Annotated in this window: 11 protein-coding genes; 4 read left to right on the top strand and 7 right to left on the bottom strand. The window is 71.8% G+C overall.

Annotation, left to right across the window (positions count from 1 at the left end):
* Positions 1-48 precede the first annotated feature (48 nt).
* The 7 genes from murD to rsmH all read right to left on the bottom strand — a co-directional run bounded on the left by murD (position 49) and on the right by rsmH (position 9,252).
* Positions 49-1,491: a UDP-N-acetylmuramoyl-L-alanine--D-glutamate ligase gene (murD, locus tag ABZ471_RS14370; protein WP_359066118.1), complete on the bottom strand. Its 1,443-nt coding sequence runs from the start codon at positions 1,489-1,491 to the stop codon at positions 49-51.
* The gene (gene mraY, locus ABZ471_RS14365; RefSeq protein ID WP_359066116.1) at positions 1,473-2,546 is read right to left on the bottom strand and encodes a phospho-N-acetylmuramoyl-pentapeptide-transferase; all 1,074 of its coding nucleotides are present in this window, start codon (positions 2,544-2,546) and stop codon (positions 1,473-1,475) included. Before mraY ends, murD begins: the two co-directional genes overlap by 19 nt.
* Positions 2,543-3,958, bottom strand: a complete 1,416-nt coding sequence (gene murF / locus ABZ471_RS14360; protein ID WP_359066114.1) for a UDP-N-acetylmuramoyl-tripeptide--D-alanyl-D-alanine ligase — start codon at positions 3,956-3,958, stop codon at positions 2,543-2,545. Before murF ends, mraY begins: the two co-directional genes overlap by 4 nt.
* Positions 3,959-3,962: 4 nt before the next feature.
* Positions 3,963-5,483 (bottom strand): UDP-N-acetylmuramoyl-L-alanyl-D-glutamate--2,6-diaminopimelate ligase, encoded by a 1,521-nt coding sequence (locus tag ABZ471_RS14355; protein ID WP_359066112.1) that lies wholly within the window; start codon positions 5,481-5,483, stop codon positions 3,963-3,965.
* Positions 5,484-5,662: 179 nt separating this feature from the next.
* Positions 5,663-7,627: a penicillin-binding protein 2 gene (locus ABZ471_RS14350; protein ID WP_359066110.1), complete on the bottom strand. Its 1,965-nt coding sequence runs from the start codon at positions 7,625-7,627 to the stop codon at positions 5,663-5,665.
* A 5-nt stretch (positions 7,628-7,632) separates the two neighbouring features.
* Positions 7,633-8,232 carry a septum formation initiator family protein gene (locus ABZ471_RS14345; RefSeq protein ID WP_359066109.1) on the bottom strand — a complete coding sequence of 200 codons (600 nt, stop codon included), beginning with the start codon at positions 8,230-8,232 and terminating at the stop codon, positions 7,633-7,635.
* 63 nt (positions 8,233-8,295) lie between these two features.
* Complete coding sequence (gene rsmH, locus ABZ471_RS14340) at positions 8,296-9,252, bottom strand: 16S rRNA (cytosine(1402)-N(4))-methyltransferase RsmH (RefSeq protein WP_359066106.1); 957 nt, start codon at positions 9,250-9,252, stop codon at positions 8,296-8,298.
* A 355-nt stretch (positions 9,253-9,607) separates the two neighbouring features.
* Between rsmH and ABZ471_RS14335 the strand changes: the two genes are divergently transcribed.
* From ABZ471_RS14335 to ABZ471_RS14320, 4 genes are all read left to right on the top strand, one after another.
* Complete coding sequence (locus tag ABZ471_RS14335; protein ID WP_359066104.1) at positions 9,608-10,219, top strand: carbonic anhydrase; 612 nt, start codon at positions 9,608-9,610, stop codon at positions 10,217-10,219.
* A gap of 285 nt (positions 10,220-10,504) precedes the next feature.
* Entirely contained in the window at positions 10,505-11,545 is a 1,041-nt protein-coding gene (locus ABZ471_RS14330; RefSeq protein ID WP_359066102.1) for a MoxR family ATPase, read from the top strand.
* The gene (locus tag ABZ471_RS14325) at positions 11,545-12,906 is read left to right on the top strand and encodes a DUF58 domain-containing protein (protein ID WP_359066100.1); all 1,362 of its coding nucleotides are present in this window, start codon (positions 11,545-11,547) and stop codon (positions 12,904-12,906) included. Before ABZ471_RS14330 ends, ABZ471_RS14325 begins: the two co-directional genes overlap by 1 nt.
* Complete coding sequence (locus ABZ471_RS14320) at positions 12,903-15,293, top strand: DUF3488 and transglutaminase-like domain-containing protein (protein WP_359066098.1); 2,391 nt, start codon at positions 12,903-12,905, stop codon at positions 15,291-15,293. Before ABZ471_RS14325 ends, ABZ471_RS14320 begins: the two co-directional genes overlap by 4 nt.
* The last annotated feature ends 32 nt before the right edge of the window (positions 15,294-15,325 follow it).

The raw sequence follows: 15,325 nt of genomic DNA, 5'->3' as shown, positions 1-15,325 counted from the left end.
GACCGTCCCACGCGTCCCTCCCAAGATCCGCCCGGCAGGCGGCCGGGGTCAGGCGCCGAGTTCGCGGACCGCCTCCGCGAACGCGTCACCGCGCTGGTTGTAGTTGGTGAACATGTCCATGGAGGCACAGGCCGGAGCCAGCAGCACCGTGTCGCCGGGCTGCGCGAGCCGCTTCGCCTCCGTCACCGCCTGGAGCATCGCCCCAGTGTCGGTCCGTTCGAGGTCGACGACGGGTACTTCCGGGGCGTGTCGCGCGAGGGCCTCGCGGATCAGGGCACGATCGGTGCCGATCAGGACGGCGCCGCGAAGTCGCTTTGCCGACTTGGCGACCAGTTCGTCGAAGGTGGCACCCTTCGCCAGACCACCCGCAATCCATACGATCGACTCATATGCCGCCAACGAGGCTTCCGTCGCATGGGTATTGGTCGCCTTGGAGTCGTCCACGTACGCGACGCCGTCGATGTCGGCGACGTGCGCGATGCGGTGGGCGTCCGGCGTGAAGGCCCTGAGGCCGTCACGTACGGCCGTGGCGGGCACCCCGAAGGCGCGCGCGAGGGCCGCTGCGGCAAGGGCGTTGGCGATGTTGTGCGGGGCCGGCGGGTTGACGTCCGAGACCTCGGCGAGTTCCTGGGCGTTCTTGTGCCGGTTCTCCACGAAGGCGCGGTCGACCAGGATGCCGTCCACGATGCCGAGTTGCGAGGGCCCCGGGGTGCCGAGGGTGAAGCCGATGGCCCGGCAGCCCTCCTCCACGTCCGCCTCGCGCACCAGGTCCTCGGTGAGCTTGTCGGCCACGTTGTAGACGCAGGCGACCCGATTGCCCTCGTAGATACGGCCCTTGTCGGCGGCGTAGGCCTCCATCGAGCCGTGCCAGTCGAGGTGGTCCGGGGCGAGGTTCAGCACGACCGCGGAGTGGGCGCGCAGGGAGGGCGCCCAGTGCAGCTGGTAGCTGGACAGCTCCACGGCGAGGACGTCGTAGGACTCCTCGCCGAGGACCGCGTCCAGCAGGGAGACGCCGATGTTGCCGACGGCGGCCGTGCGCAGGCCGGCGGCCTTCAGGATCGACGCCAGCATCTGGACGGTGGTGGTCTTGCCGTTGGTGCCGGTCACGGCCAGCCAGGGGGCCGCGTCGGGGTCCCGTAGGCGCCAGGCCAGCTCCACGTCGCCCCAGACGGGCACGCCCGCCTGTTCTGCCGCCAGGAACAGCGGCTTGTCCGGCTTCCAGCCGGGCGCGGTGACGATCAGCTCGGTGCCCTCGGGCAGGGTCGCTCCGTCGCCCAGGCGCACGGTGATGCCGAGCGCCTCCAGCTCCGCGGCCTGCTCACGCGCGCGTGCGTCGTCGCCGTCGTTGACGACCGTGACGATCGCCCCGCGCGCGTGCAGCACCTTCGCCGCCGGGACGCCGGAGACGCCGAGCCCGGCGACGGTGACGTGCTTGCCCTGGAAGTCGGAGAACCCAGAAGGCACCGAGGAGGTCACTTGTCCGCTGCCCATCCCGCATAGAAGAGGCCCAGTCCGACGATCACACAGATTCCCTGGATGATCCAGAAGCGGACCACCACCAGGACTTCGGACCAGCCCTTGAGTTCGAAGTGGTGCTGGAGTGGCGCCATCCGGAAGACGCGCCTGCCGGTGAGCCGGAAGGAGCCGACCTGGATGACGACCGACATGGTGATGAGGACGAAGAGGCCGCCCATGATGGCCACCAGCAGCTCCGTGCGGGAGAGGATGGCCAGGCCGGTGAGGACACCACCGAGGGCGAGCGAGCCGGTGTCACCCATGAAGATCTTCGCCGGCGAGGTGTTCCACCACAGGAAGCCCAGGCAGGCACCCATCAGCGCGGAGGCGATCACCGCGAGGTCGAGCGGGTCGCGCACCTCGTAACAGGCGGCCGGGTTGGTCAGCGTCTGCGCGTTGGCGCAGGACTCCTGGAACTGCCAGACGCCGATGAACGTGTAGGCGCCGAAGACGAGCACGGAGGCACCGGTGGCCAGACCGTCCAGACCGTCGGTCAGGTTCACGCCGTTCGACATCGCGAGGATCATGAACAGCGCCCAGACGACGAACAGCACCGGGCCGATCGTCCAGCCGAAGTCGGTGATGAACGACAGCTTGGTGGAGGCCGGGGTGTTGCCGCGCGCGTCGGCGAACATCAGCGACAGCACCGCGAAGGAGATGCCGACGATCAGCTGGCCGGCCATCTTCGCCTTGGCCCGCAGGCCCAGCGAACGCCGCTTGACGATCTTGATGTAGTCGTCGAGGAAGCCGACCAGACCCATGCCGAACATCAGGCCGAGGACCAGCACTCCGGAGTAGGTCGGGGGGTAGCCGGTGATGAGCTTGCTCAGGAAGTACGCGGCGATCGTCGCCAGGATGAAGGCGATACCGCCCATGGTCGGCGTACCGCGCTTGCTGGCGTGCTCGCGCGGACCGTCGTCACGGATGTACTGGCCGTAGCCCTTGCGGGCGAGGAGCTTGATCAGCAGCGGAGTGCCGATCAGCGTCAGGAAGAGGCCAATGACTCCTGAGAACAGGATCTGCTTCATCATCGGGCGGCAACCTCACCCTCGGCGCCGGTCTCGACGAGCGCCTGGGCGACGCTTTCGAGCCCCACCGAACGGGACGCCTTCACGAGCACGACGTCCCCTGGGCGCAACTCGCTGCGCAACAGGTCGACCGCCGCCTGTGCGTCGGACACGTGCACCGACTCCTCACCCCACGAACCCTCGTTATATGCGCCCAGTTGCAGCCAGGAAGCCTCAATCCCCCCGACCGCGACGAGCTTGCTGACGTTGAGCCGGACGGCGAGCCGTCCGACGGCGTCGTGCTCGGCGAGCGCCTCGTCCCCCAGCTCGGCCATCTTGCCGAGCACCGCCCACGTGCGGCGCCCCTTGCCCATGGCCGCGAGCGCCCTGAGGGCGGCCCGCATGGACTCGGGGTTGGCGTTGTAGGCGTCGTTGACGATGGTCACGCCGTCCGGGCGCTCGGTGACCTCCATCCGCCAGCGGGAGAGGGAGCCCGCCTCGGAGAGCGCGAGCGCGATCTCTTCCGCGGACATGCCCAGCTCATGGGCGACGGCGGCCGCGGCGAGCGCGTTCGACACGTGGTGCTCACCGTACAGGCGCATGGTCACATCGCATGCACCGGAGGGTGTGTGAAGTCTGAAGGCGGGCTGTCCGCTGTCCGTGAGTCGCACGTTCTCGGCGCGTACGTCCGCTTCGGCCGACTCTCCGAAAAGGACCACCTTCGCCTTGGTACGGGAGGCCATGGCACGGACCAACGGGTCGTCGGCGTTGAGGACGGCGGCCCCGCCGTCCTCCGCCGCGGGCAGCGCCTCCACCAGTTCGCCCTTGGCCTGCGCGATCTGCTCACGGCCTCCGAACTCGCCGATGTGGGCGGTGCCGACGTTGAGCACCAGGCCGATCCTCGGCGGGGTGAGGTCGGCGAGGTAGCGGATGTGGCCGATGCCGCGGGCGCCCATCTCCAGCACGAGGAACTTCGTCTCCTCGGTGGCGGACAGGGCGGTCAGCGGCAGTCCGATCTCGTTGTTGAGCGAGCCGGGCGTGAACACGGTCGGCGCCTTGCGCTGGAGCACCTGGGCGATGAGGTCCTTGGTGCTGGTCTTGCCGGCGGAGCCGGTCAGGGCGACGAGGGTCGCGCCGAGCCGTCTTACGACATGGCGGGCGAGGGCGCCGAGGGCGGTCTGCACGTCCTCCACGACGATCGCGGGCACGCCGACGGGCCGGGACGCCAGCACGGCGACGGCACCCGCTGCCACGACGGCCCGGGCGTAGTCGTGGCCGTCGACGCGTTCGCCGACGAAGGCGGCGAAGAGGCTGCCCGGCACCACCTCTCGGGAGTCCCGGACGACCGGCCCGGTGACCTGGACGGACGGATCCGGTATGTCGTGCGTCTGCCCGCCGACGACTGCTGCGATCTCGGCGAGGGAGAGGGCGATCACAAGTTCATCCCTGGGTCTTCTGGATAGCTTCGCGAAGCACCTGGCGGTCGTCGAAGGGACGGACCACGCCGGCGATGTCCTGGCCCTGCTCGTGGCCCTTGCCCGCGACCAGCACGGTGTCGCCGGGCGCGGCGCGGCCCACGGCCGCGGCGATCGCGGCGGCCCGGTCCTCGAAGAGGAGCACCTCGCCGCGCTCGTGCGCGGGCACGGAGGCCGCGCCCTGGAGCATGGTCGCGAGGATCGCGAGGGGGTCCTCGGAGCGGGGGTTGTCCGATGTCAGTACGGCCGTGTCGGCGAGCCGGGCCGCGGCGGCGCCCATCGGGACGCGCTTGGTCCGGTCGCGGTCGCCGCCGCAGCCGAGGACGACGTGCAGGCGGCCCTTGGTGACCTTGCGCAGCGCCTTGAGCACCGACTCGACGGCGTCGGTCTTGTGCGCGTAGTCGACGACCGCGAGGTAGGGCTGCCCCGCGTCCACACGCTCCAGGCGGCCGGGGACGCCCGGTACGGCGGCGATGCCGTCGGCGGCGGTCTGCGGGTCGAGGCCGGCCGCGGCGAGGGCGACGACGGCCGCGAGGGAATTGGCCACGTTGAAGGGGCCCGCCAGCGGCGACCTGGCGTGGATGCGCTCGCCCTCGGGGCCGATGACGGTGAACGTGGAGTCCATGGGGCCGACCTGCACGTCCTCGGCGCGCCAGTCGGCGTCCGGGTGGCCCTCGGCGGAGAAGGTGACGACCGGGACGGTCGCCTCCCGGGCGAGCCGGCGGCCGTACTCGTCGTCGACGTTGATCACGCCGAGTCTGCTGCGTTCGGGGGTGAACAGCTCTGCCTTGGCCCGGTAGTAGTCCTCCATGTCGGAGTGGAACTCCATGTGTTCCGGGCTGAGGTTGGTGAACACGGCGATGTCGAAGACACAGCCGTCGACCCGGCCGAGGACCAGCGCGTGGCTGGAGACCTCCATGGCGACCGCCTCGACGCCGCGCTCGCGCATGACGGCGAACAGGGCCTGCAGGTCCGTGGCTTCGGGGGTGGTGCGCTCGGACTTGATGCGCTCCTCGCCGATGCGCATCTCGACGGTGCCGATGAGTCCGGTGTTGCGGGTGGTTTTCAGGCCGCCCTCGACCAGGTAGGCGGTGGTGGTCTTGCCGGAGGTGCCGGTGATGCCGATCTGGAGCAGATCGCGGCCGGGGCGGCCGTAGATCGTCGCCGCCAGTTCGCCCATCCGCGCGCGCGGGTCGGCCACGACCAGGACCGGCAGTCCGGTCGCGGCGGCGCGCTCGGCGCCCGTCGGGTCGGTCAGCACGGCGACCGCGCCGAGGCCGGCGGCCTGGGTGACGAAGTCGGCGCCGTGCAGCCGGGCACCCGGGAGGGCGGCGTACAGGTCACCGGGGCGGACGGCGCGCGAGTCGTGGGTGATCCCCGTGACCTCGGCGGCGTCGGCCGGAGCGGCGGCACCCAGCTGATCGGCCAGTTCCGCGAGGGGTGTGGCGGAGACCTGAACCGGTCGCGGCGGTCCCGGATATGTCACGGAAGCGCCCTTCTGGGTGGTTTGGGACTGATCAGCGTGTGGCACGGCGGTGAGCGTACCGGGCGCACCCGCTCCGGAGCGAAGTGAGGGCTCTGCGGCGCCTTGGTTCCCGGAATCGGGGGTGATCGTTCTCACGGGCTCGTTCCTGGTGGTCTTCCGGTGGTGCGGGGCAGGGCTGATCAGGGCTTGTAGTCGACGGGCAGGTTCGCGGGCTTCGCCCCGGTCGGCGGGACCTGGAGGGTCTTCAGGGCGAACTCCATCACCTGCTTGTAGATGGGTCCGCAGATCTGGCCGCCGTAGTAGCTGCCGGACGTGGCGTTCTGGATCGCGCAGTAGACGGTGATCCGCGGGTTGTCCGCGGGCGCGAACCCGGCGAACGACGAGGTGTAGCCGTGGTAGCGGCCGGTGGCCGGATCCACGCGGTTGGCCGTGCCGGTCTTGCCCGCGACCCGGTAGCCGGGGATGCGGGCCTTGATGCCGGTGCCCTGCTCGTCGTCCACGACGGACTCCAGCATCTGGGCCACGGTCCTGGCCGTCTTCGCACTGACCACGCGGGTCTTCTCGGGCTGCCGGGCAGGGGTGAAGCGGCCGTCGGCGCCCTGGGTGCCGCGCACCAGGGTCGGCTCGACGCGGACACCGCCGTTGGCGATGGTCGAGTACACGGAGGCGGCCTGCATGGCGCTGAGGGAGAAGCCCTGGCCGAAAGGAATCGTGTACTGCTGCGACGTCGACCATTTGCCGGCGGGCGCGAGGATGCCCCGGGTCTCCCCGGGGAAGCCGAGCCCGGTGGAGCTGCCGATGCCGAACTTGTGCAGGTACGAGTAGAGGACCTTGTTGGCCGCCGCCTGGGTCCTGCCGAGCTGGCCGGTGGCGAGGATGGTGCCGATGTTGCTGGACTTGGCGAGCACACCGTTGAGGGTGAGGTACCAGGTGGAGTGGTCGACATCGTCCTGGAAGAGCCGGTCGCCGCGGTGCAGCCGGTTCGGTACGACGACGTGGGTGAGCGGGGTGGCCGCGTTCGCCTCCAGCACCGCCGCCATCGACATCACCTTGGCGGTGGAGCCGGGCTCGTAGGCGTCCTGGACGGCCGCGTTGCCCATGGCCGACCCGTCGGCCTTCGACAGGTCGTTCGGGTCGAAGCCGGGCGAGTTGGCCATGGCCAGGATCTCGCCGGTGCGGGTGTCCTGGACGATGACGTAGCCGCGGTCCGCCTTGGACTTCCTCACCTGCTCGGTGATGGCGTTCTGGGCGGCCCACTGGATGTCGCGGTCGATGGTGAGTTCGACGTCGCTGCCGGGCACCGCAGGCGTCTCCGTCGACCCCGCCGTCGGCACCTCGCGGCCGCCGGACTGGGCGTAGCGGAGTTTGCCGTCCTTGCCGGCCAGTTGCTTGTCCAGCTCCTGCTCGATGCCGCCGCCGCCCCGGCCGTCGGCGTTGACCCAGCCCAGCATCCCGGCGGCGAGGTCGCCGTTGGGGTACACGCGCTGGCTGCTCGGGTCGGCGAAGACGCCGGCGAGCACGTTGACCGTCTTCTTGTCGGTCTCGGCCTTCTTGGAGAGCGCGGCCTTCAGGTCCTTGATCTGCTTCCAGACCTGCGGGGTCTGGCGGGTGGCGAGCCGGGTGTAGCGCGACAGCTTGTTCTCGGGCTCGAGCTTCCGGACGATCGTGGCCTGGTCCTGGCCGAGGATCGGCGCGAGCAGCGCAGCGGCCTGCTCCGGTCCGTCGTCGGCCTTCAGCTGCTTGGCGGTGAACATCGTCGGGTCGGCCGTGATGTCGTACGCGTCCTCGCTGATGGCGAGGGCCACGCCGTTGCGGTCGGTGATCCCGCCGCGCTCGGCGGCCAGGGTGTGCACGACGTACCGGTTCTGCTCGGCCTTGGCGGCGTACGCACTGGCCTCGACGGCCTGGACCTGGAGGAGCCGCACGACGAAGGCGAGCAGCACCAGGGTGAGCGCGAGGCCGACCATGCGCAGCCGGGGGCGAGGACTGCCGAGCCGCAGGGGCGGCGGAGGCATGGGCCGGACACCGCTCGGCCGGCGGGCCGGACGGGCACCGGGCCCGGGCTGCCGCCGGACGGCTCCCCTCGGCCGGGGAGGCTTCGCGGGGCCGGGCACACGGCGGCGCGGCGGTTCCCTGTCGGACACTTCCGTCACCTGCCGGGGGTCGGGGTGGGGGCGGGCTGGAGGGTGGAGAGCGGCGCCACCGCCGCATCCGGAGCGGTCACCGGGGCCGGAGCCGAGGGGATGGAGGCGGCGGGGGGCTGCGTCGGCGCGCCCGACGGGGACGAGGGGGCGGGCGAAAGGGACGGCGCGAGGGGCACGGAGGGGCCGGGGGCCGGAACGATGGCCTCGGGGGCGACCGGCCCGGAAAGGGACGCGGGCTGGGGGCCGGCGGGGCTCGGTACGCCCTTGATGGTGCCGTCGGGCCCGAGGAAGGCCGGGTCGCCGCCGGGGACCATGCCGAGTTCCCGGGCGCGGCGCTGGAGGGCGTCGGGCGACGAGTAGGCGTCGATGTCCCGCTGGAGCGACTGCTCCTCGTCGGTGAGGGTCTTCGTCCGCTTCTGCAGGGCGTCGAGTTTGAACGAGCCTTCGCTGAGCGCGGAGTTCAGCACCAGCAGCCCGATGAGGCCGCCCCCGAGCAGCAGGACGACGAGCAGGACGAACGGGGTGCGGGCCGCGCGGGCGCGGCCGGCCGGGAAGAGCCGGGCGAGCCGGGCGGCCCGCCCCTTCAGTTCGGGATTCCTACTCACTGGGCCTCCGGTGGCTCCGGCACACCGACCCGTGAGTCCAGAAACCCAACCGACCCGATTCGCTCACTCGGCGTCCTCCCTGATGCGCTCGGCACCCCGCAGCCGGGCCGGGGCGGCCCTGCGGTTCTCGGCGACCTCTTCCTCGGTGGGAAGTTCGGCACCGCGCGTGAGCAGCTTGAGCCGCGGCTGGTAGCGCTCGGGCACGACCGGCAGCCCGGGCGGCGCCGTGTTCGCGGCCCCGGCCGCGAACACCTGCTTCACCAGCCGGTCCTCGAGCGAGTGGTACGACAGCACGGCGATGCGTCCGCCGACGCCGAGGGCCTTCACCGCGGCCGGAATCGCCCGCTCCAGGACGGACAGCTCGCCGTTGACCTCGATGCGCAGCGCCTGGAAGGTGCGCTTGGCCGGATTGCCCCCGGTGCGCTTGGCGGCCTGCGGCAGCGAGTCCCGGATCAGCTCGACGAGCCGTGCACTGTTGCTGAACGGCTCCTTCTCGCGCTCGCGCACGATCGCCGAGACGATCCGCTTGGCCTGCTTCTCCTCGCCGTACGCGCGCAGGATCCGCACCAGCTCGCCCGCCGGATAGGTGTTGAGGACCTCGGCGGCGCTGATGCCGGTCGTCTGGTCCATACGCATGTCGAGGGGGGCGTCCTGGGCGTAGGCGAAGCCGCGGTCCGCCTCGTCGAGCTGCATGGAGGAGACGCCGAGGTCGAACAGGACGCCTTCGACGCGCGGGAGGCCGAGCCGCTTCAGTACGTCGGGCAGCTCGTCGTAGACGGCGTGCACCAGGGTGGCCCGCTCGCCGAAGGGCGCGAGCCGCTCACCGGACAGGCGCAGCGCCTCCTTGTCCCGGTCGAGGGCGACGAGCCGGACCTCGGGGAACCGCGTCAGCAGCGCCTCGCTGTGGCCGCCGAGGCCGAGGGTGCAGTCGACGACCACCGCTCCCGGCCGCTCCAGGGCGGGTGCCAGCAGGTCCAGGCACCGCTGGAGCATCACCGGGACGTGTCGACTCTGGCTCAAGGGGGCCTCTCAGTTCCGGCGGGCCGCACGCACCGCCGGGTCCCCGCCCGCTCGGTGAAGGGGAGGCCTGCCGGCGCCGAAAGCGTCAGCCGACCGGGAGCGGGAGGAGGCCGAGCCGTACGTACGCGCCGCGCACGTGGGGAGACGGTCCGGGTGTGTGCCGGGGTCTCCGGGAGTTTCACCAGCAGGGAGAGCCGCGCCTCCCGCTTCGCGTCACTTTAGTCCACCGTGTCTCGCGGTCAATCAACCGGCCTGCGCGTCGCGTACCGCTTCCCGGCCGGAGCCGCAATTCGAGCGGATTCACCCGCCCAGACCCTGTTTGCCCTCCGTGTGGGTTAGCTCACAACAAGCCACGATGACGTTCTTTGTCCCCTCTCACAGCAGGCCGGGATCAGAGGTGACCAGTAACGTCTTGGCTATGACGACTTCCGCAGCAGTTCCCACTGGATCCGAAGGCGCCATAACCAGCGGCGGCACCGTGACAGACCGCTTGGTGGAGGCCAACGAGCGGTACGCCACCGCCTTCACCGATCCCGGCATGGACGCGCGTCCCGTCCTGCACGTGGCCGTGGTGGCCTGCATGGACGCCCGTCTCGACCTGCACGCCGCGCTCGGCCTGGAGCTCGGCGACTGCCACACCATCCGCAACGCGGGCGGTGTGGTCACCGACGACGTCATCCGCTCCCTCACCATCAGCCAGCGCAAGCTCGGCACCCGCAGCATCGTCCTGATCCACCACACCGGCTGCGGTCTGGAAGCCCTCACCGAGGACTTCCGCACCGAGCTGGAGATGGAGGTCGGCCAGCGCCCGGCATGGGCGGTGGAGTCCTTCCGGGACGTCGACCAGGACGTACGCCAGTCCATGCAGCGGGTGCGCACCTCGCCGTTCCTGCTGCACACCGACGAGGTGCGGGGCTTCGTCTTCGACGTGCGCACGGGCCTGCTGCGCGAGATCGACCCGGCCTGAACGGAGCCCGGCCTCGGCTCGACCGGGTCACCGGCCCGCCACGAACACCCCGCCCTGCGCAACCATTCCGCCGCACGGCATCGAAAAGGTGGTCGAAAAGGCCGCAAGACCGACATCGTGCGGGCAGTTGTCCACAGGCGAGTGACACGAATCGGTAACGGCAGCAAGAATGCGGGGTGTGGGCGTCGCGTGGAACCTTTTCCACGCGGTGTCCGTGTTTTCGGGGTGGGCCGGTTTCGCATCGCAGAGCGTCGGCCCGAGTAAGAACGGGCCGAGGAGGGCCGGGTGACGACCTATGACGATCGAGCGAGCCTCACTGATCTGACCGCCACTGTGGAGCGTGTCCGCAGTTCGGTGGAGAGTGTGATCGAGGGCAAGCCCGAGGTCGTACGGCTTTCATTGACCGTACTGCTCGCCGAGGGACACCTGTTGATCGAGGATGTCCCCGGGGTGGGCAAGACCATGCTCGCCAAGACGCTGGCGCGGTCGATCGACTGCTCCGTGCGGCGCATCCAATTCACGCCCGACCTGCTGCCGTCGGACATCACCGGCGTGTCCATCTGGGACCAGCAGCGCCGGGACTTCGAGTTCAAGCCGGGCGCCATCTTCGCGCAGATCGTGATCGGCGACGAGATCAACCGTGCCTCGCCCAAGACCCAGTCGGCGCTGCTGGAGTCCATGGAGGAGCGGCAGGTCACCATCGACGGGCAGACCTACGAACTGCCCAGCCCCTTCATGGTGGTGGCCACGCAGAACCCGGTCGAGATGGAGGGCACCTATCCGCTGCCCGAGGCGCAGCGTGACCGCTTCATGGCCCGGGTCTCCGTCGGCTACCCGAGCGTCGAGGCCGAGCTGCAGATGCTGGACGTGCACGGCGGGGTCTCCCCGCTGGAGGACCTCCAGCCGGTGGCGCACGCGCACGAGATCGTGAAGCTCATCGAGGCGGTGCGCGGGGTGCACGTCTCCGAAGCGGTGCGGCGGTACGCGGTCGAGCTGGTCTCGGCCACGCGCACCCACCCCGACCTCAGACTCGGCGCCTCCCCGCGCGCGACGCTGCACCTGCTGCGCGCGGCCAAGGCGTCCGCCGCCCTCAGCGGCCGGGAGTACGCGCTGCCGGACGACGTCCAGGCGCTCGCCGTCGCCGTCCTCGCCCACCGGCTGCTGCCCAACGCCCAGGCGCAGCTCAACCGTCGTACGGCCGAACAGGTGGTGCTGGAGATCCTGCAGCACACTCCCGTGCCCGCGGCGCCCCAGCAGCAGAGCGGCTTCGGCGGTCTGGGCCGGGGCATGCCGGCCTATCCCCCGCAGCCCCCGCGGGGTCTGTGATGAGCGCCGGGGGGACGGGGCAGGCGGAGGCCGACCGCGGGGAGGCGGGCGGGGTCCGCACAGCCCTCGCGGGACTCACCACCCGCGGACGGTCCTTCCTGGCAGCCGGGATCGCGGCCGCGATCTGCGCGTATGTGCTGGGCCAGAGCGACCTGCTGCGGGTCGGCCTGCTGCTGGCCGTGCTGCCGCTGCTCTGCACGGCCGTGCTCTATCGCACGCGCTACCGGGTGGCCGCCAACCGCCGGCTCTCCCCCGCGCGCGTGCCCGCCGGCAGCGAGGCCCGGGTGCATCTGCGGATGGACAACGTCTCCCGGCTGCCCACCGGCCTGCTGATGCTCCAGGACCGGGTGCCCTACGTCCTCGGTCCCCGGCCGCGCTTCGTCCTGGACCGGGTGGAGCCGGGCGGCCGCCGCGAGGTGTCCTACCGGGTCCGCTCCGACCTGCGCGGCCGCTATCCGCTCGGCCCGCTCCAGCTGCGCCTGACCGACCCGTTCGGGATGTGCGAACTGACCCGGTCCTTCTCGACGTTCGACACCCTGACCGTCATCCCGCGCGTGGAGCCGTTGGCGCCGGGCCGGCTCAGCGGCGAGGCCAAGGGGTACGGCGACGGACAGCAGCGCTCGCTGGCCCTGGCCGGCGAGGACGACGTGATCCCGCGCGGATACCGCTACGGCGACGACCTGCGCCGCGTGCACTGGCGCTCCACCGCGCGCTACGGCGAGCTGATGGTGCGCCGGGAGGAGCAGCCGCGGCGCTCGCGCTGCACGGTCCTGCTGGACACCCGGGCCATCGGCTACGAGGGCGCGGGCCCCGACTCGGCCTTCGAGTGGGCCGTCTCCGGCACCGCATCGGTCCTGGTCCACATGCTCGAACGGGGCTACACGGTGCGCCTGCTGACGGACGGCGGCAGCTCCGTGCCCGGCGAGGGCGCCGACGGGTTCGCGGGCACCGGCCAGGAGGGCGCGGACGCGGCCGGGCTGATGATGGACACCCTCGCGGTGATCGACCACTCCGACGGCACGGGCCTGTCCCGGGCGTACGACGTGCTGCGCGGCGGCAACGAGGGGCTGCTGGTCGCCTTCCTCGGCGATCTCGACGAGGGGCAGGCGGCCGTGGTCGCCAGGATGCGCCAGCGCAGCGGCGCCGCGGTCGCCTTCGTGCTCGACCCGGACACGTGGGTGCGCGAGGCGACCGACGTGCCGGGCCCGGGCGACCGGCACGCGGAGCGGCTGCGCATGCTGCGCGAGGCAGGCTGGACGGCGCTGAGCGTGCCGCGCGGCGCCTCGCTGAACGATCTGTGGCGGCAGGCGGACCGGGAACGCTCGGGCCTGACCACCGTGAGCGGGGAGGCACTGGGATGAGCGGGCGGGCACGACTGGCCCTGTGCGCCGCCGCGGCCACGCTGATGGCCGCGTGTGCGCTGTTGCCCCTGGTCGAGCAGCCCACGTGGCTGTTTCAGACGGTGCTGCTGGTCGCCGTGCAGACCGGGGTGGGCGCGGCGGCCCGGCGGGTGCCGCTGGCGCGGCCGCTGACCGTCGCGGCGCAGGCCCTGGTCACCCTGATGCTGCTGACCCTGGTCTTCGCCCGGCAGCAGGCGATCGTCGGGATCATCCCCGGTCCGGACACCTTCCAGCACTTCGCCGAGCTGTTCCAGCAGGGTTCGGACGACGTCAGCCGGTACGCGATACCGGCACCGCTCACCGACGGCATCAAGCTGATGCTGATCGGCGGTGTGCTGGTGATCGGCCTGCTGGTGGACACCCTCGCGGTGACCTTCCGCAGCGCGGCCCCGGCCGGACTCCCGCTGCTCGCGCTGTACTCGGTGGCCGCGGGGCTGTCCGACGACGGCACCGACTGGGTGTGGTTCCTGTTCGCGGCGGCCGGCTATCTGATGCTGCTGCTCGCCGAGAGCCGGGACCGGCTGGCCCAGTGGGGCCGGGTCTTCGGCGGCGCGCCCCGCAACCCGGGCGGCCCTGAGGGCGGCGCGGTGGCCCCGGTGCGCACCGGACGCCGGATCGGCGTGGTGGCGCTCGGTGTCGCCGTGCTGGTGCCGGCCCTCCCCTTGTTCACGATCCAGGGCGGGCTGCTGGACACAGCGGGCGCGGGCGTCGGCGTGGGCAACGGGAACGGCGGCACGATCTCCGCGGTCAACCCCCTGGTGTCGCTGCGCGACAGCCTGAACGTGGAGAACGACCGCCGGGTGCTGTCCCTGAAGACCAGCGCCGGCAACCTCTCCGACATGTACCTGCGGATCGTCTCCCTGGACGACTTCGACGGCACGACCTGGAAGCCGTCCCAGCGCCACATCGTCGGCCTTCCGGACGTCTTCCCGACGCCTGTCGGCCTGGGGACGGACATCAAGCGCACCACCGTGAAGACGACGATCACGGCGGCGGACTGGTACGCCCAGGACTGGCTGCCGATGCCGTACCCGCCGAGCGGAGTGCGCGTCAGCGGCAACTGGCGGTACGAGCCCGTCGGCATGACGCTCGTCGGCGACCACGGGCAGAACACGCGCGGCGCGACCTACCAGGTGAACAGCCTGGACGTGCAGCCGACGGCCGAGCAGCTGGCGGCGGCTCCCCAGCCGCCGGCGGCCCTGAAGCGCGAGTACACCAAGGTGCCGGCCAAGCTGCCGAAGGTGGTGACCCGGACCGCCAAGGAGATCACCGCGGGCTCGTCGAGCCACTACGAGGAGGCGGTCAAGCTCCAGGACTACTTCGCGGTGTCCGGCGGCTTCCAGTACGACACCCAGGTGGAGGTCGGCCGCGGTCCGGGCGCGATCGCGACCTTCCTGGAGAAGAAACAGGGCTTCTGCGTCCACTTCTCCTTCGCGATGGCGGCGATGGCCCGCACGCTGGGCATCCCGGCCCGGGTGGCGGTCGGCTTCGCCCCCGGCACCCCGCAGGCGGACGGCACGGTCTCGGTGAGCCTGAAGGACGCGCACGCCTGGCCCGAGCTGTACTTCGAGGGCGTGGGCTGGACCCGCTTCGAGCCGACCCCGACCCGGGGCACCACGCCGTCGTACACCCAGTCGGACACGCCCGGCAGCTCCCGGCCGGACGAGGCCCTGCCGTCCCGCGGGTCGTCCACGGCGCCCTCGCCGACGGCCTCGCCGAGCGAGAGCTGCACGGCCCAGCTGCGCAAGCTCGAGGCGTGCGACAGCCCGTCGGCCGCGGTGGCGGCCCCCGGCGGTGGGGGCGACCTGTGGCGCCTGCTGTGGTTCCCGCTGATCGGGCTCGGCGCCCTGGCCGTCCTGGCGATCCCGCTGGCGCCGATGCTGTGGCGGACCCGCCTGCGGTCCGTGCGGCTCGGCGGGCACCCGCGGACCGAGGAGGGCGCGGCGGCGCACACGCTGGCGGTCTGGCAGGAGCTGACCGACAGTGCCTGGGACGTCGGCATCCTGCCGGACGAGTCGCAGACTCCGCGCAAGGCGGCCGCCCGGATCGTCCGGCTGGGGCATCTCGACCCGGCCGCCGGGACCGCGGTGCACCGGGTGGCGGACGCGCTGGAGCAGGTGCTGTACGCGCCCCGGCCGCGCCCGGTGGCGGGCCTGGCCGAGGATGTGCGCCGGGTGATCGCCGCGCTGAACGGCACGGTGCGCAGGCGAACGCGGCTGCGGGCGCTGTTCGCGCCACGGTCGGCCGTGCAGGTGCTGTGGGCGGTGTCGGCCCGATGGGCGGCGCTCAGGGCGCGCGCGGTGGCGGCCCGGCCGACGCTGCGCAGGCCTTCGGGGCAGCAGGGCTGACGGACATGAGTGAGGGGCGGCCACCCGGTGGG

The sequence above is a fragment of the Streptomyces sp. NPDC005728 genome (assembly GCF_040630895.1).
GTDB lineage: Bacteria > Actinomycetota > Actinomycetes > Streptomycetales > Streptomycetaceae > Streptomyces.
This window is presented reverse-complemented; position numbering and strand designations above follow the sequence as displayed.